The 14,609-nt window shown below is 50.2% G+C and carries 18 protein-coding genes; 6 read left to right on the top strand and 12 right to left on the bottom strand.

Going from position 1 to position 14,609, the window contains the following annotated elements; genetic code table 11:
- The first annotated feature begins 3 nt into the window (after positions 1–3).
- The 3 genes from ACLRGG_RS06750 (at position 4) to ACLRGG_RS06740 (ending at position 2,589) form a co-directional block, all read left to right on the top strand.
- Positions 4–918 (top strand): iron chelate uptake ABC transporter family permease subunit, encoded by a 915-nt coding sequence (locus tag ACLRGG_RS06750; RefSeq protein WP_416249132.1) that lies wholly within the window; start codon positions 4–6, stop codon positions 916–918.
- Complete coding sequence (locus ACLRGG_RS06745; RefSeq protein WP_416248999.1) at positions 915–1,703, top strand: iron ABC transporter ATP-binding protein; 789 nt, start codon at positions 915–917, stop codon at positions 1,701–1,703. The genes ACLRGG_RS06750 and ACLRGG_RS06745 overlap by 4 nt, the downstream gene beginning before the upstream one ends.
- A 64-nt stretch (positions 1,704–1,767) precedes the next feature.
- Positions 1,768–2,589, top strand: coding sequence for an alpha/beta fold hydrolase (locus tag ACLRGG_RS06740; RefSeq protein WP_416248998.1), 822 nt, complete (start codon positions 1,768–1,770; stop codon positions 2,587–2,589).
- Here the strand turns inward: ACLRGG_RS06740 and ACLRGG_RS06735 are convergent.
- The 3 genes from ACLRGG_RS06735 to ACLRGG_RS06725 all read right to left on the bottom strand — a co-directional run bounded on the left by ACLRGG_RS06735 (position 2,586) and on the right by ACLRGG_RS06725 (position 4,573).
- The gene (locus tag ACLRGG_RS06735) at positions 2,586–3,482 is read right to left on the bottom strand and encodes an alpha/beta hydrolase (protein ID WP_416248997.1); all 897 of its coding nucleotides are present in this window, start codon (positions 3,480–3,482) and stop codon (positions 2,586–2,588) included. The two genes, ACLRGG_RS06740 and ACLRGG_RS06735, sit on opposite strands and share 4 nt — an antisense overlap.
- Before the next feature lie 140 nt (positions 3,483–3,622).
- Positions 3,623–4,129: a TIGR00645 family protein gene (locus ACLRGG_RS06730; RefSeq protein WP_416248996.1), complete on the bottom strand. Its 507-nt coding sequence runs from the start codon at positions 4,127–4,129 to the stop codon at positions 3,623–3,625.
- 81 nt (positions 4,130–4,210) lie between these two features.
- Positions 4,211–4,573, bottom strand: a complete 363-nt coding sequence (locus tag ACLRGG_RS06725) for a helix-turn-helix domain-containing protein (protein ID WP_416248995.1) — start codon at positions 4,571–4,573, stop codon at positions 4,211–4,213.
- 195 nt (positions 4,574–4,768) lie between these two features.
- On the opposite strand from ACLRGG_RS06725, the gene ACLRGG_RS06720 reads away from it, so the two are divergent.
- The 3 genes from ACLRGG_RS06720 to ACLRGG_RS06710 all read left to right on the top strand — a co-directional run bounded on the left by ACLRGG_RS06720 (position 4,769) and on the right by ACLRGG_RS06710 (position 9,115).
- On the top strand, positions 4,769–5,668 hold the full coding sequence (locus ACLRGG_RS06720; RefSeq protein ID WP_416248994.1) for a LysR family transcriptional regulator: 900 nt from the start codon (positions 4,769–4,771) through the stop codon (positions 5,666–5,668).
- Positions 5,669–5,843: 175 nt separating this feature from the next.
- Positions 5,844–6,968: a GNAT family N-acetyltransferase gene (locus ACLRGG_RS06715; RefSeq protein WP_416248993.1), complete on the top strand. Its 1,125-nt coding sequence runs from the start codon at positions 5,844–5,846 to the stop codon at positions 6,966–6,968.
- Positions 6,969–7,213: 245 nt separating this feature from the next.
- Positions 7,214–9,115: a putative phage tail protein gene (locus ACLRGG_RS06710; RefSeq protein WP_416248992.1), complete on the top strand. Its 1,902-nt coding sequence runs from the start codon at positions 7,214–7,216 to the stop codon at positions 9,113–9,115.
- A gap of 90 nt (positions 9,116–9,205) precedes the next feature.
- On the opposite strand, the gene ACLRGG_RS06705 is transcribed toward ACLRGG_RS06710, so the two are convergent.
- The 9 genes from ACLRGG_RS06705 to ACLRGG_RS06665 all read right to left on the bottom strand — a co-directional run bounded on the left by ACLRGG_RS06705 (position 9,206) and on the right by ACLRGG_RS06665 (position 14,385).
- A complete protein-coding gene (locus ACLRGG_RS06705; RefSeq protein WP_416248991.1) occupies positions 9,206–9,775 on the bottom strand; it encodes a hypothetical protein in 570 nt (189 codons plus the stop codon).
- A complete protein-coding gene (locus tag ACLRGG_RS06700; protein ID WP_416248990.1) occupies positions 9,753–9,950 on the bottom strand; it encodes a hypothetical protein in 198 nt (65 codons plus the stop codon). The genes ACLRGG_RS06705 and ACLRGG_RS06700 overlap by 23 nt, the downstream gene beginning before the upstream one ends.
- The gene (locus ACLRGG_RS06695) at positions 9,937–10,668 is read right to left on the bottom strand and encodes a hypothetical protein (RefSeq protein ID WP_416248989.1); all 732 of its coding nucleotides are present in this window, start codon (positions 10,666–10,668) and stop codon (positions 9,937–9,939) included. Before ACLRGG_RS06695 ends, ACLRGG_RS06700 begins: the two co-directional genes overlap by 14 nt.
- Positions 10,649–11,191 carry an OrgA/MxiK family T3SS sorting platform protein gene (locus ACLRGG_RS06690; protein WP_416248988.1) on the bottom strand — a complete coding sequence of 181 codons (543 nt, stop codon included), beginning with the start codon at positions 11,189–11,191 and terminating at the stop codon, positions 10,649–10,651. The genes ACLRGG_RS06695 and ACLRGG_RS06690 overlap by 20 nt, the downstream gene beginning before the upstream one ends.
- Positions 11,181–12,065 carry an EscJ/YscJ/HrcJ family type III secretion inner membrane ring protein gene (locus ACLRGG_RS06685; protein ID WP_416248987.1) on the bottom strand — a complete coding sequence of 295 codons (885 nt, stop codon included), beginning with the start codon at positions 12,063–12,065 and terminating at the stop codon, positions 11,181–11,183. Before ACLRGG_RS06685 ends, ACLRGG_RS06690 begins: the two co-directional genes overlap by 11 nt.
- 2 nt (positions 12,066–12,067) lie before the next feature.
- Positions 12,068–12,370, bottom strand: coding sequence for a type III secretion system inner rod subunit SctI (gene sctI, locus ACLRGG_RS06680; protein WP_416248986.1), 303 nt, complete (start codon positions 12,368–12,370; stop codon positions 12,068–12,070).
- 25 nt (positions 12,371–12,395) lie between these two features.
- Positions 12,396–12,662, bottom strand: coding sequence for a type III secretion system needle complex protein (locus ACLRGG_RS06675; RefSeq protein WP_416248985.1), 267 nt, complete (start codon positions 12,660–12,662; stop codon positions 12,396–12,398).
- 1 nt (position 12,663) lies between these two features.
- A complete protein-coding gene (locus ACLRGG_RS06670) occupies positions 12,664–13,875 on the bottom strand; it encodes a PrgH/EprH family type III secretion apparatus protein (RefSeq protein ID WP_416248984.1) in 1,212 nt (403 codons plus the stop codon).
- A gap of 261 nt (positions 13,876–14,136) precedes the next feature.
- Positions 14,137–14,385 (bottom strand): phosphopantetheine-binding protein, encoded by a 249-nt coding sequence (locus ACLRGG_RS06665; RefSeq protein ID WP_416248983.1) that lies wholly within the window; start codon positions 14,383–14,385, stop codon positions 14,137–14,139.
- Positions 14,386–14,609: the final 224 nt, after the last annotated feature.

Below are 14,609 nucleotides of genomic sequence, written 5' to 3'. Positions count from 1 at the left end.
ACTATGCTGGCGCTGGCGGTGATGGCTATCTATATGACCCTCAACCTGAGTGGCAACCTGCGCTATATCCTGCTGCATCGTGGGCAGGTTCTGGCGACCCTGCTGCTGGTCGCCTTTGCCTCCGGCGTCGCCGCGCTGCTGTTTCAGACGGTGACCCATAACCGCATCCTGACGCCATCCATTATGGGGATGGAGTCGCTGTTTATCCTGATACAGACGCTGGCCCTCTTTTTTATTGACGCTGACGCCCTGAACTCGCTGGGCACGGTTGGGAAATTTGTCTGCGAGTCGCTGCTGCTGGTAATTTTCTCAGTACTGCTTTATCGCTGGCTGTTTGCCAGCGTCGGCGTGGATCTGCACCGGGTACTGCTGGCCGGGCTGGTGTCCGGCACGCTGTTTAACAGCCTTTCCAGCCTGATGCAGCGACTGCTCTCACCCGGTGAGTTCGCCATTCTCCAGGGGAGGATGTTTGCCACCTTTACCCGTGCGGCTCCCGAGGTACTGGCTCTGGCCGCCGCGATTGTTCTGGTCATTACGCTGATTATCTGGCGAATGCGACACCAGCTTGACGTACTGGCGCTGGGGCGCGACGCCGCCGTCAGCCTTGGCGTCTGCTGGCGGCAAAAAACCCTGGTACTGCTAATACTGATCGCCGTACTGGTGGCGATATCCACCGCGCTGGTTGGGCCGCTGACCTTTTTCGGGCTGCTGGTGGCCAATCTGACCTGGCAGCTTGCTGGCTCACACCGGCACCAGTATCTGCTGCCGGTGGTGGTACTGACCGGGATCGTGACGCTGGTCGGGGGGCAGCTGATTCTGGAGCGCCTGCTGCATATGTCCGGCTCTCTGTCGGTGGTGATTGAGTTCACCGGCGGCGGGCTGTTTCTTTACCTGCTGATTAACAAGGTGAGGGTATGATTGAAATCCGCGATGTGACAAAAACATATCAGCAGACGCAGGTGCTGAAGCAGATCAGCGAAACGCTGCCGGAAGGCGGGATCACCGCGATCATTGGCGCTAACGGTGCGGGGAAATCCACGCTGCTGTCGGTCATCAGCCGCCTGCTCACGCCTGATAGCGGCAGCGTTAGCATTGACGGTCAGGTGGTGGGTAAAAGATCCAGTAGCGAACTGGCGAAGGTGCTGGCGATCCTTCGCCAGGAAAACCATCCGATGGGCCGCCTGACGGTCGGCGATCTGGTCGGTTTTGGCCGCTATCCGCATTCCCGCGGGCGCCTGACGACAGAGGATCGTCAGCATATTGAGCGCGCACTGGCCTTTCTGAATCTGCATCCCCTGCGCGATCGCTATCTTGATGAGCTCTCTGGGGGCCAGCGACAGCGCGCCTTTGTGGCAATGGTCCTCTGTCAGGATACGAAATATGTGCTGCTTGATGAGCCGTTAAACAACCTGGATATTCGGCACAGCGTGGCGATGATGAACGAGCTGCGTCGCGCGGCGGATGAATTACGAAAAACAGTCCTGCTGGTTATTCATGATATCAATTTTGCCTCCGCCTATGCCGACCACATGATAGCCATGAAGGAGGGCGAAATTATCCGGCGCGGCAGCCCGCAGCAGATGATGACGGCGGAAAATCTTGAGACCATATTCGACACGCCGGTCACCGTTGAACGGCTCAACGGGCACTATGTCGCCCTTTATTACCGCGGCATGAATCTGGCACGGCCAGACGTTGCCTGATCCCGACGATCCTGGCTATGGTTAACAGATTACTGATAACCCATCTGGATATGAGGAGCGATGCATGGCGACCTTCAACGCGCAAGACGGCACGAAAATCTACTTTAAAGACTGGGGCAAAGGTAAACCGGTTTTGTTCAGCCACGGCTGGCCATTAGATGCCGATATGTGGGACAGCCAGATGAACTTCCTGGCCCAACGCGGCTACCGGGCTATTGCTTTTGACCGTCGTGGGTTTGGCCGTTCCGATCAGCCGTGGGAAGGGTACGATTATGATACCTTTGCGTCGGATATTAATGACCTGATTGAGCATCTTGACCTGCGTGAAATTACGCTGGTGGGCTTCTCAATGGGCGGCGGCGACGTCGCCCGCTACATTGGCCGCTACGGCAGCGAACGCGTCAGCGCTCTGGCCCTGCTGGGGGCGGTGACGCCGATCTTTATTAAAACGGACGATCACCCGGAAGGCGTGGATAAATCCGTTTTCGACGATATCAAAGTCGGGCTGCTGAAGGATCGGGCGCAGTTTATCAGTGACTTCTCCACTCCTTTTTATGGCCTGAATAAAGGACAGAGCGTGTCTGACGGCGTAAAGGCCCAGACGCTTAATATTGCCCTGCTGGCCTCACTGAAGGGGACGGTAGAGTGTGTAACTGCCTTTTCTGAGACTGATTTCCGGGCGGATATCGCAAAAATCGACGTGCCAACGCTGGTTATTCACGGCAGCGGCGACCAGGTGGTGCCCTTTGAGGCGACCGGCAGGCTGGCCGCATCGACCATCAAAAATGCCCGGCTGAAGGTGTATGAAAATGCCCCGCACGGCTTTGCGGTGACCCATCAGCAGCAGCTGAATGATGACCTTCTGGCTTTCCTGACATCACATTAACGCCGCGAGGCCAGCCAGACCGCGTAAGCTTCATCCCAGATAGCGGCAGGCGAACCCGCCCTACCCAAACCAAACCCGTGGCCGCCACGAGTAATATTAATCTGCTCGACGGAGACACCCATCCGTCGGCAGGTATCGTGCATGATCACCGTGTTGTGCGGGTTGGATATTGGATCGTCCTCAGCCTGGGCCAAAAACGTTGGGGGATAGCGATGGGTAACATAGTTTTCCACCGACCAGCTGGCCTCTTCATTTCTTGAGGCATTTTTCCCCACCAGCTGAAGATGCGTATTGGTGTGAGTGTAGGGTGGCTCAAGGGTAATCACCGGATAAATTAACCCCACGCTGTCCACCACGGGCATGACGCTATCAAGGGGATCCTGAGCCGGGTAGGAAGCAAAATCGGGGCGCGCGGCGGCCAGGCCAAGCAGATGGCCACCGGCCGAGAAGCCCAGCAGATGCACCTTCTTTTCCATTGACCGCACCAGCCGAATTGCCCGCTGCGCGTCCTGCAAAGGCGCATAGCTTCCGGCCCGCCATTTTTCACCCGGCAGGCGATAGCTCAGTACATAGGCGGTATAGCCGCGCGCATTCAACCAGCGCGCCACCGGCCAGGCCTCCCCACCCATGCCTATCCAGCGATAGCCGCCACCGGCGGCAATCAGCACCGCCGACCCATTCGGCTCTGCGGGCTGGAAGCGCTGAATGGCGGGGCTGACGATATTTGACCAGGACCCGTTAGCCGAAACGTGCAGGTTGCCGCCTGGCCCACCGCCGCCGGGAGGATCGTCGGGCCAGAGCGGAATAATATCCTCACGTGCAAAGATTTTACCGGTGGTCATCGCAAGCAACACGGCGCCGGTGCCCTGGATCAACCGACGACGACTAATCATCTGACATTCCCGTCATTCTCAGTAACAAAGAGGATTCAAGCGCAATTACCGCTATTTATGCGATTTCCAGCCGGGGATCAAGCAATATCCATCATCAGGGTGAAAAACAGCACGGCCCGCAGGCTACCGGGCAGAGAGGATCAGTGAGTGGAGCTCTTTTCCCGGCGCGACATGCCGTCGAGGTAGCCCATCACAAAGGCGGAGAGAACGAAGGTCAGGTGAATCAGCACGTACCACATCAGCTTGTTATCAGGGATATTTCTCGCATCCATAAACACCCTCAGCAAGTGGATGGATGAGATCGCCACTATGGATGCTGCCACTTTATTTTTCAGCGAACCGGAGTCCATCTTACCCAGCCAGCTCAGCTTCTCTTTGTGTTCGGCGATATCTAATCTGGAAACAAAGTTTTCGTAACCAGACAGCATCACCATCACCAGCAGACCGCCCACCAGCGTCAGATCAATCATCGACAGCAGTACCAGCACCAGATCGTTTTCGGCCATCGCCAGTACGTTGGGGAGCAGGTGAAACACCTCCTGGAAGAACTTGATGGCCAGGGCCAGCAGTCCCAGTGAGAGGCCTAAATAAATGGGCGCCAGCAGCCAGCGCGAAGCATAAATAAGGTTTTCAGTGAAACGTTCCATAGCATTCCGTAAGCGAAAGAGATCGGCCAACAGTATACGTTATCTTCTTCCGTTATGGTTCACTGCGCGCGAAGGTCGGACTCAGTGAAATTCGCGGTACTGATTGCGATAGTCTCTGGGGGTCACGTTAAAGTGCTTTTTGAACACGCGCTGAAAGCACTGCTGAGAGGAAAAGCCCAGATCCATTGAAATGGTCATAATCGTTTTATGCGAACTGACCAGGCTTTTCGCCGCCTGATCCAAGCGGCGGCAGCGGATAAACGAGCCCAGGGTCATGCCTTTTTTCTCTTTGAACGCACGCTGTAAATGCCATTTTGAGTAGCCTGAACGCGCCGCGACAGCTTCGATATTTAGCCCGTCATCCAGGTGTTCTTCGATCCAGTCAATAATTACGTCTACAATTTCGCCTTTCACTTGCTCTCTCCTTCGGCGGTCATCCTGCATATGACGCCGCCGTTCCCGCAGGGGGAATAACGATGATAATTATAGTTTATTGATTTATAAGAGGTATCATTTGATATGCCCGAAAAATCGGCGGCAAATCGAAATGTAATGGCGTGGATGGTATAAAGAAGCTTAAAATAGTTCAAATAGATAATATAAATGTTCATTTATAGATAATCTCTATACAGGTTAATCATGTTCGATCTCAATTTAGTGCGCGTCTTCACGGCTATCTATGAAACCCGCAGCGTGAGCGGAGCGGCAAACCGCCTGTTTATTACGCAGCCTTCAGCCAGTTACGCGCTGGCAAAGCTGCGCAATGAGACTAATGATGAGCTGTTTAAGCGTAGCCGCAGCGGCATGGAGCCGACGTCCACTGCAGTCCAGCTGTATAAGGTGTTCAAGAGATCGCTGACCGGCATTGATAAAGCCGTGGCGGAAACGCGTACCTTTTCCCCGGAAACCTCGCGGCATAAATTCCGGCTGGCACTGTCGGACTTAGGGGAGCTACTGCTGCTGCCGAAGCTGGTAGCCTGGCTGCGGCAGGTGGCACCAAATATCCAGCTGGAAGTGCTGCCGGTGGATATGGAGCGGCTGGATGAGTGGCTGCTGACCGGCCGTATTGATGCCGCGCTGTGCAGCCGTAACGAATCTGTCTCTTCTGCCCAGCGCGAACTGATGCTCTACGAGCGCTATGTCTGCCTGCTGAATATCCAACATCCCCGCATTGGCGAGACGCTGTCGCTGGAGGAGTACCTGGATGCGCAGCACGTCATTGTGTCAGCAACCAGCGGCCATCATATTGTCGAGGATCGACTAAAAGAGTCTGGTTTTGAGCGTGAGATTGCGGTAGAAGTGCCCCATTTTGCAGCCCTTGGCGAGCTTATCGCCTCCAGCGAGCTGCTGGTTACCCTGCCCTCCAGCGCCGCTAAAATTTACGCCCGCCGGGGTAATGGACGCATTCTTGAACTGCCCTTTCAGGTGCCTAATCAGGAGGTTTTCCTTTACGGTCATACTGAAATCGGCGATATCACCGCTAAAACCTGGTTTTATGATGTGTTAAGGATTGCCGGGCCAACCATGATTGAACCCTGACGGCGGCACGCCTCTGCCTGATCGGCCCGGTGATTTGTACAAAAAGCCGTCTTCACGTAGACTCATTGCGTCTGGCATAGCGATTCTACCCCGGCCAGAAACCTTATCTGAGCATGCCTGAAGATAATTCGCGCCAGGTCGTCGCCCCAACCCGCCGTAAACAGGAAGCGCACCGATGTCACTGACTCTTTTGACGCAGCTGGCCGATTTCCCTGCCAGCCAGTGGGATGCCCTCACTCCCGACACGAGTCCCTTTACTCGTCACGCTTTTCTCAGCACGCTGGAAGAGAGTGGTTGCCTGGGTAAAGGCACCGGCTGGCAGCCGGAACACCTGCTGTGGTGTGAGAAGGGCCAGGCGCTGGCCGCCGTGCCCGGCTACCGAAAAGCGCACTCCCGCGGCGAATACGTGTTTGATCACGCCTGGGCAGACGCCTGCCAGCGCGCCGGAATACCCTATTATCCTAAATGGCTGGCCGCCGTCCCCTTTAGCCCGGTCACGGGCGGCCGCCTGCTTGGTGAGGCAGCGGCCGGAAAGAAACTGTTGCAGGCTATCCCGGACTTCCTGCATCAGCAGCAGCGACATAGCGCTCATATCAACTTTAGCGATGCCCACACCCACGCGATTATGCAGGATGAACCGGGCTGGCTGCTGCGCCTCGGCTGCCAGTATCACTGGCGCAACCCGGGATACCGCGATTTTCAGGACTTTCTCGACCAGCTCATGTCACGCAAGCGCAAGCAGATCCGTCGCGAACGCGAACGTGTTGCCAGCCAGGGCTTCGAGTTTAGCTGGCGGGCGGGTCACCAGCTCAGTGAGGCGCACTGGGATTTTGTTTATGCCTGCTATGCCAATACCTACGCGGTACGGGGACAGCGCCCTTACCTGACCCGCCACTTCTTTAGCCTGCTGGCGGAAAGGATGCCAGAGGCCATTCGCGTGGTGCTGGCAACCCGGCAGGGTCAGGCGGTGGCGATGGCATTCAGCCTCGCAGGCGGTTCATCGCTCTATGGCCGCTACTGGGGATGCCTGGAAGAATTTAACCACCTCCATTTTGAAACCTGTTTCTATCAGGGGATGGAGTATGCCATTGCGCAGGGCCTGTCACGCTTTGACGCCGGTGCTCAGGGTGAGCACAAGCTGGTACGAGGCTTTGAGCCGGTTATCACCGAATCCTGGCACCTGCTGCGCCATGAAGGTCTGCATGACGCGGTGGCAGACTTTTTGCGACAGGAGCGGGAAGGCGTCCACGCGTGGGCGGAAGAAGCCAGGCTGGCTTTACCCTTCCATCGCCCTGCTTAAAATATATTCTTTTCACATCAAAAATAATAACCTGATTATTTTAGCCACCTCGTGCGAAGGCATTATTTAACGTACATACTCAAATCAGGTTAGCTTTTTTCCGCTGCTCTAAAATAAACATCCCGGAAAAATAAAACCGACAACAGCCTTTATATATTTCAATAAAAAATAATTGAACATCAGAAATTAAAACCAGCAGCCACGGGAAGCTTCGCGAGCCTGCGCTTTACAACGAGGGTAATACTATGACGCCTGAGCGAAAAAACAGTCGCGTAAAAAAACTGCCGGTGCGCGCAGCCCAGCCCGACAATAATCTACAGGTGCTCGACCAGAATGGTAAGGTTATCGAGTTCGGCAAAATCGTTCTGGAACTGGCGTCGCTAAAAGGCGTGGAGGACGGTGTATTAACCACCGTTGCAGACATCGCTGCCCTGCGCGCCCTTGAACCCCGCTCCCCGGTAGAAATTGTGGTGGTGCTGGAGTATGCGAAAGGTAGCAACAACGGTGGCGGGGTATTTGTTTACGACGCCAGCGACACCACTAGCAAAGAGGATTATGGTTTAACCATTGTCAGCCCGAAAGGGGCGCGCTGGAAGCGATCAATCAACGACCAGAATGACGTTAACGTCATCGCCTTTGGCGCCATACCGGGTGGAAAAGTTGACTGTCTGGAAGCAGTAAAACGCATGTGGCACTGGTCGCAGGCTAATAATCCTAATATTGGCATTAAGTTTCCTGCTGGCACCTTTTTAATTTCCCGCTTCGATATTTCTGACAAGGAGGTCAGCCGTTTCAGGCTGGTCGGCGAACATGTCAATTCCGGTTATTACCCTGCTACTAAGCTTATTTCAGATAAAAAAAATGGCGAGGTGATGTTCCGGGTTAATGCACGCTATATGGTAATTTCCGGCCTGGAGGTTGATGGCCAAAGCAGCAGCGGTTCACCGAATACGAAAGGTTTTTATAAAAATATTATCACGGCGGGGCAGTTTGTTCGCGTCACCAGCATTAACTTCATTAATCTGGGGGGACGGGGGCTGGACCTGATCGATACGCTTGACTGTAAAATCGATCAGTGGTTCGCAAAAAAATGCAGCGGCACGGTGATTTATGCCACCTGGTCTAATAACCCCAGCGGCAAGTGGGATCATATTACCGCCATTGAGCTGTCAAACTTCAATATTCAGTACTGCACTACCAACCCGGCAATCGATCTTCAGCGTGCGGCCCAGTCGCTACTCTGGAACGGCTGGATTGAGCATACCGATTATCCCGGTAATATTTCCAACGGCCACTGGTCCCTCCACGCGCTGAATATTGAAACCTGTAAAAACCCGCTGGCGTGTCACTACAGCCGAATTATCAATATTCAGTTCAATCAGCAAAATGGTGAGGGCCTGGATTTCTCAGAAAAAGGCGATCGCTGGGATTTAATCTCCGAATACGAAATGGGCAACGTACGAATTGAGAATCACGGCATTAGCGTTAATGGTTCTGTTAACTACCAGTATCTTACCTCACCCGACAGGATGGATAACCGCTCTGATAAAGAGAAGTGGTTCTACCTGGGAGAATTCTTCCTGTCGCAAAATACCGCCCAGCTACATATCCGCATTGTGGGCTCTGCCTTCTACAGCAGCGCGGGCACTACTCAAAAAGGCTATACGGAACGTACCGCCGAGGGCGGCGCGGATATTTATCTGCAAAAAATCGGCGATAAGAACTATATCGGCAGCTGGGTCGGTGAAGGGTCCGTGCCGGTGACGCGCGTGCTGTTACAGCCGGGAAGCAGCGGTGAGAAGATCAAAATGTATGTCAAAATCGCCAAATATACCGGCTACTGCATCGCGCTGATGGACACCAACGCCTTCGATCGCTATGCCGCAGGTATCCATTTCCGCTTTTATAAGGCGTATACCCCTGCTACGGCAGCCGAGATTAAGCAGCTGGATGCCGCGGCTGATAACTGCTTTCATCAACACTGGTTGGGGAGGGATAAAGTCGGGATCGGTTTTAACAACGATGATGAACTGCTTATTCAGGGCAAGCTGGCCGCCATGAGTGCCTTTGATAGCGCCACGCAGTGTCTGCAAGTGCTGGTAAACGGAAAAACCTACGGGCTGGAGCTGAAGCCGCTGAAAAGCTGACAGAGGCACGACAAACCACTACTGGGGCAGGATCCTGCCCCAGTAGCCTGCTGGTAGCACAGGGTTACTGTAAAGCTGTCCGAAATCATCCTATTTGTGACATTCCATATAACTGTTCACCGCCTCAGTCCAGTTCATGATCTCTGAAAAAGCATGGCTATCAGTTTCGGAGGGATTGATCAGCATATAAGCTGGCTGATAATCCGGCGCACCAATACCTTTCACTTTCTGGCATAGCGCGCTCTTTTTATGCGGATCCTTCATCCCTTTCTGAATCTGATCCCAAAGCATATTCTTCTGAACATCATCGAGTTGATTAACACTTTCTTTCAGGAGCCGCCCATGGATTGAGCGTGCATACTGAGTATTCACTCGCATAGCATCATACCAGGTATAACTCCCCGCTAGCGCGTAAAAAAATACCGCATTATCCAACATGCCTGCATTGACGCATTCGTTCATCGCCTGATAGAAGCTAGTCGGATATGCAGGCGAGATAGTCGGCACGTTAGTACTACAGAATTCACTCTCAATGCCTTTGGGCCCTGGCGCCGTGATTGCTTTAGTCGTTGTCATTGACTGACAACCGGTCATTAACAGACAAAGTGATAAAGTCATCATTAACCAGGGGGAGTGTCTACCAGTCGATATTTTGCTCATCACTCACTCCATCGGATAAAAGAATTTTCTGCTTCCATTCTTCATACATCAGCTTAAAACCAAAGCTTACTTCTGAGGTTTCTTTAGACATGATATCATCTAGTGAGTGAATTTCGTCTATATGTGCGCTACTGGGGCCAGACTGCATCCCACCAAGGAAATTAATTGCCGTCATCCGTTACGCCCTCCCATTTATTTTCTGTAATATTAGTTACTTCTTCAACCGGCTGGTAGTAAAGTGCAATACGTTGATGCAAATTCTGAATAGCCTCAGTAGAAATTTTTTGACAATCATGATAAAAATCGCAGTTATCCATTAATGATTTAACGGTAGAAGCGATGTGCTCTTCAGGGTAGAATTCAGCCAGGTGTTCTTTATACTTAAATACAAAGCGAGGCTCCTGATGGTACTGAAAAATAGCGCCACTGGGATGCTTACTTTTGATAGCCTCCGTGAGATTAACTTTGAATCTCCGATTGGTATAGGGCATAAGAATATTCAAAGGCGCATCAGTATCTGTCTTGTCTAATGTATCAATCCATTCATCGACTATTTTCAGCAATACGCTTTCTTCATCAAAAAGCTCCGTTACTAAATTTTTTAAATCACTCTCTATTTTTAGATAGAGTGTCTCAGCATATTGAACACTGTTATCAATGTATTGACAGACAGAATCTACGGATATCAGCAATCCGCGTTCATAGCCTGTACGATACGATTCTTTACGAATGTTTTCGCCTTCACGAACGGCATTTTTGACTATTTTTCTGGCCCTGGACTCCGCATTAGCGATAATATCATCACTCTTCCTCATTTTCCTTAAGGTAGATCCCGGCACCAGGACATTTTCCAGTACTTTCTGGAGAAGATAATTATTGGTTTCGGCTTGCATGTTGAATGGCCATTCTTATTAATAATTCATTATCATCCGATGGGAAAAAGGAGGGCAGATTGTCCTGACACGCCCTGGGAAACAAAAGGGGAATCCGTTCTTTCATTACCTTTGATACAGGATCGCAGAATGTCAGTAACTCCCGGAAAGCCGCCCCCCAGAGCTGGTCAAATGTGAACCGTCCACTAAATTCATCATTGGATCCCGTTATATCAGACAGTGCAAATTGCCGCGTTATATTATCCAGCTTACTCAAATTCCCATACCAGGCGAGACTTGACCGATAACGCTGACACATAGCCATAAACGCTGCTCTCGATAACAGCCACCAATGATTGGCAAGATAGCATTCTTTACTATTACCGAGGTCCAGCTCTCCGGTTGAAAGTTTATATTCGCTTAAAATAATGTCATTCAAAATACTGCGGCATCTGACAGAGGCTAATTGTTCAGGCACTGAGAATCGTTGTGGATGAATCCACGAAACAGGATCATACACAATCCTCTGCACATTAACGTACATTATCCCCACCCTTCACAGCAAATTCATCCCCTTCAGGACTCGCATTTTCGTGAACGCTGGCCGTTGAATTCTTATTACCTGGCGCCTGTCCGTTAAACGTTTCTGTTTTATTGAGAAAACCTTCCTTCTTAAACCCATGGCGGCCTTTCAGTTTTGTTGCCAGAGAATGATTGCCTTTCTTTACAAATAACATGAAAAACATCATCAAACTCAGTATCAGCAGTCCGCCAATAAGTAGCCATGAAGTATGGGAAGGAGAGCTTGCTGATGAGGCAACGGGTGGAATGCGTTGAACATTATCCACTTTTGAAAGTACCACGGAGATGTTGTCATAATCTATATCATCGAAACTATTTTTCAAGAAGCGCTTAACATCGCCAATTAAAAGCGTGGTATCGACGATACGATTATCATAGTTAAGTAGTGACGATAAATGAACCGGTTTCTTTTTCCTTTCGCCCTCGCCTGCGTCAAAATCATAGCTAACATGGACGCGTGCCGAAACAATACCTTGAATAGACAACAGGGACTGCGCGAGTCGCTGTTCTATGCCAGAGTAAAGACGCGCTTTTTCCGCACGCGGAGAGGAGACCAGTGAATCGGCTGGAAACATTTGTGCTATTTCCATATCAGGCTGCCGCGGTAGCCCATAGGTCGCCATAAGATCCACGGCGGCGGCAAAATCACGCGGTTCAACCGAAACGCTAAAACCTTCTTTCATTGCCCCCTTTTTCATCGCCAGAATGTTATTGCGCTGTAATAGCGCAATAACGTCGTTCGCCTGGTTTTGATCGAGACCTTTCAATAACTCTTCCTGCTTACACCCGGTAAGGAGAAGGACGGTTAATGGCAAAACTAAATAAATTTTTTTCATTATCAGGAGCGCAGTAAAGTCTCTACAGCACTGACACCTTTGCGAGTTAATGTACTGATCATGGAAACCTGCAGATTGTAATCTGAGGTTCGTTGTTGCAGTTTGAATAGTTCAGCAGGATCTGAGATGACGTTCCGCATTTGCAATCTGCTGATAACATCAGCCTGTTCCGCCTGAGCGTCAGATGCCGTTCTGGTATAGGCCTGAAGCATGCGATCTTCCAGCGACACCGGTGACGCTTCGGACATGCTGATATCGGAATTCTGGCCAGAGAATGCCTGAATTGAGTTAATTATAATACTCATCGTCTATTACCGTAAAAATATGTGGTTATCGGAAATTAGTGATGATAGCGGATGCAACATCTTTATACACTTTTACAACGTTCGACTGAGCATTACGATAAAGAGTATATTCCGACAAACGGGACTGATATTTAGCTAGATTTTCAGGGTTCGAAGGATCACTCTTAAGTTTATCCAGAGCCTCAGCCAGTTCTTCATTAAGCTTAGTCACGCCGGTATCGAAACTATCGGAAGTAGAGGATAAGAAACCGTTCCAGCCGGCGTTATTTCCATCAACTCTTGAAATACTCATATTATAAATCCTTTTGTATGTTTCTTGGGAAATACCAGTGTCCGGGTGCGAGTTTTACATAGCCTTGCGCCCCGTATTTATATGATTTGCCTTTCAGCCAGTCATTTTTTAGTTCCAGTGCAAACTGTATATATTCGCCACCCCATGTCTGATAATATTTCGTTATGAAATTTTTCAACCGTTCCAGTTCCCCATCCTCGATGGCTCCCCGAATCACGAAGGTAGTGCTGCTGCCATTGTCGATTTCAGTAAATAGCAATGCCATTTTCTTCAACCCTTCAATCGCCAGATTTTTAACTTTCACATCAGCTAGATTTTCAATAACCACGCTGGTTGAGTATGGAATACTTTCCGACAGCGCATTTATCAAACGTTTTTTTTCTGGTTCACTTAGCCTGGTGCGTTCGGCACTAATTTGCAGAACAGGTTTTTTAGGATCGTCCAGTATAACGCGATGGAATTTAACCTGTGGCCAGTTACTCCCAATCCATTTGCTAATGCGCTGTTCTTCTGCCTTTAGTGTCAGTACCTGCATCTGATAAGATTGGGGGGTACGAACTATGGTCTGAAGTGCCCATTGGGCCGCTATATCGGTGAGCGCCAGGGCATAGATTTTTTTATCACTTCCGTAAACAATATGATAGTTACCGATGCCACTTTCCAAAAAAGCAGATACAGAGTTGATTTGCCGCTGAGTTTCGGTGAGGTAAGTATAACCTGCAAAGGAGAGGCACCCGACGATGCCTAATACCATTGCCCCTTTCCACCACGTGGATCCAAATCGCCTGGGTTCATCATCTTGTGGGCCGAAGGACGGTATGACCTCGTCAGTGGTATATGCCAGCACCTCATCGGAAAACGGTACAGCTTCAGGACGCCAGCATATTCTTTGCCCGCCAATACTGATGATTTCATTAGAGACAATAATCCTTTCCGGCGTTTCTTTTTCCTTCAGCTCCCTCAGTATTACCTGCTGATCAGCCTGATCAGGCACCAGAATCTCAAAATTAACATCATTACCTTTCGCCGGTATATAGATAGTACTGTCGGGTAAAAGGGTTCCCTGATGTTGCTGCCGAATAGTATTGTCATCACTAACAATAAATAAGGTCCTGCCTGATGCTAGCGTGAACTCACATCCACGTAGCATACCGTTTATCAACCTCACTACTATTTTATTAGTAAGTTCAAGGTTTTCTTTTACCTGTAACATAACGAAACACATACCCTTGTTATCAAGGATGAATACAATGATCCATCAGACCTGACGTTAGAATATAGAATGCAGCGCTGCAGATCCTGATTCAATTATGATGAGAGTATACTCCTGTATTTGCTTCATGCCTTATCAATAAGGTATGAATACATCAAGGCAGGTTTGAGACAAACATAACGTTGCGTCCTGCTGCCCGGTAAACGCCTAAGTTGTATAAAATAATAATGCATTTTGCAACTCGCGATCTTATCTAATCATCTATTGGCACAATAATTTAGTAACAACACGATACAAATCCCTAACATGATCGGTTTCAGCCAGATATTCTTCCTTATATTCAATTTTAAATTTATCCTCTAAAGCCAGCACAAGATCAAGCAAAGCCAGTGAATCAGCGAGCAAGTCATAACAAAGGTGCTTATCAGGTAGAATGTCGGACAGTGGGCGATTAAGCGTCGTAGCGACAACGTCATTAATTGTTTGAATTAATTGTTTATTAGCTTCCATAACATCCTTTTTATCGCCCCCCACCTTACTGGTGGAGGGCGCCTCCGTTATTTCTGATATCTATTACTGAATCGAGATGGACTTGTAAAAAGGGACTGTGCCGAGGAAGATCCGGGACTTCCTATATACCTCTTATTTTCCTGTTGGAGATAAGTGCGCTTACCCCATTTATCCAGACCAATGACAGATGAATCAGGATTAATCTTACCTTTCGCTCCCGGATT

The sequence above is a fragment of the Erwinia sp. PPS120 genome (assembly GCF_047918655.1).
In the GTDB taxonomy this organism is placed as follows: Bacteria; Pseudomonadota; Gammaproteobacteria; order Enterobacterales; family Enterobacteriaceae; genus Erwinia; species Erwinia tasmaniensis_A.
Note: the sequence above shows the minus strand (reverse complement) of the source record. Positions and strands in the feature narration are given on the sequence as shown.

Excerpts from the sequence above, each read along its gene's own strand:
- ACLRGG_RS06750 (WP_416249132.1), top strand. The coding sequence starts at position 4 with ATGCTGGCGCTGGCGGTGATGGCTATCTATATGACCCTCAACCTGAGT.
- ACLRGG_RS06745 (WP_416248999.1), top strand. The coding sequence starts at position 915 with ATGATTGAAATCCGCGATGTGACAAAAACATATCAGCAGACGCAGGTG.
- ACLRGG_RS06740 (WP_416248998.1), top strand. The coding sequence starts at position 1,768 with ATGGCGACCTTCAACGCGCAAGACGGCACGAAAATCTACTTTAAAGAC.
- ACLRGG_RS06735 (WP_416248997.1), bottom strand. The coding sequence starts at position 3,482 with ATGATTAGTCGTCGTCGGTTGATCCAGGGCACCGGCGCCGTGTTGCTT.
- ACLRGG_RS06730 (WP_416248996.1), bottom strand. The coding sequence starts at position 4,129 with ATGGAACGTTTCACTGAAAACCTTATTTATGCTTCGCGCTGGCTGCTG.
- ACLRGG_RS06725 (WP_416248995.1), bottom strand. The coding sequence starts at position 4,573 with ATGCAGGATGACCGCCGAAGGAGAGAGCAAGTGAAAGGCGAAATTGTA.
- ACLRGG_RS06720 (WP_416248994.1), top strand. The coding sequence starts at position 4,769 with ATGTTCGATCTCAATTTAGTGCGCGTCTTCACGGCTATCTATGAAACC.
- ACLRGG_RS06715 (WP_416248993.1), top strand. The coding sequence starts at position 5,844 with ATGTCACTGACTCTTTTGACGCAGCTGGCCGATTTCCCTGCCAGCCAG.
- ACLRGG_RS06710 (WP_416248992.1), top strand. The coding sequence starts at position 7,214 with ATGACGCCTGAGCGAAAAAACAGTCGCGTAAAAAAACTGCCGGTGCGC.
- ACLRGG_RS06705 (WP_416248991.1), bottom strand. The coding sequence starts at position 9,775 with ATGAGCAAAATATCGACTGGTAGACACTCCCCCTGGTTAATGATGACT.
- ACLRGG_RS06700 (WP_416248990.1), bottom strand. The coding sequence starts at position 9,950 with ATGACGGCAATTAATTTCCTTGGTGGGATGCAGTCTGGCCCCAGTAGC.
- ACLRGG_RS06695 (WP_416248989.1), bottom strand. The coding sequence starts at position 10,668 with ATGCAAGCCGAAACCAATAATTATCTTCTCCAGAAAGTACTGGAAAAT.
- ACLRGG_RS06690 (WP_416248988.1), bottom strand. The coding sequence starts at position 11,191 with ATGTACGTTAATGTGCAGAGGATTGTGTATGATCCTGTTTCGTGGATT.
- ACLRGG_RS06685 (WP_416248987.1), bottom strand. The coding sequence starts at position 12,065 with ATGAAAAAAATTTATTTAGTTTTGCCATTAACCGTCCTTCTCCTTACC.
- sctI (WP_416248986.1), bottom strand. The coding sequence starts at position 12,370 with ATGAGTATTATAATTAACTCAATTCAGGCATTCTCTGGCCAGAATTCC.
- ACLRGG_RS06675 (WP_416248985.1), bottom strand. The coding sequence starts at position 12,662 with ATGAGTATTTCAAGAGTTGATGGAAATAACGCCGGCTGGAACGGTTTC.
- ACLRGG_RS06670 (WP_416248984.1), bottom strand. The coding sequence starts at position 13,875 with ATGTTACAGGTAAAAGAAAACCTTGAACTTACTAATAAAATAGTAGTG.
- ACLRGG_RS06665 (WP_416248983.1), bottom strand. The coding sequence starts at position 14,385 with ATGGAAGCTAATAAACAATTAATTCAAACAATTAATGACGTTGTCGCT.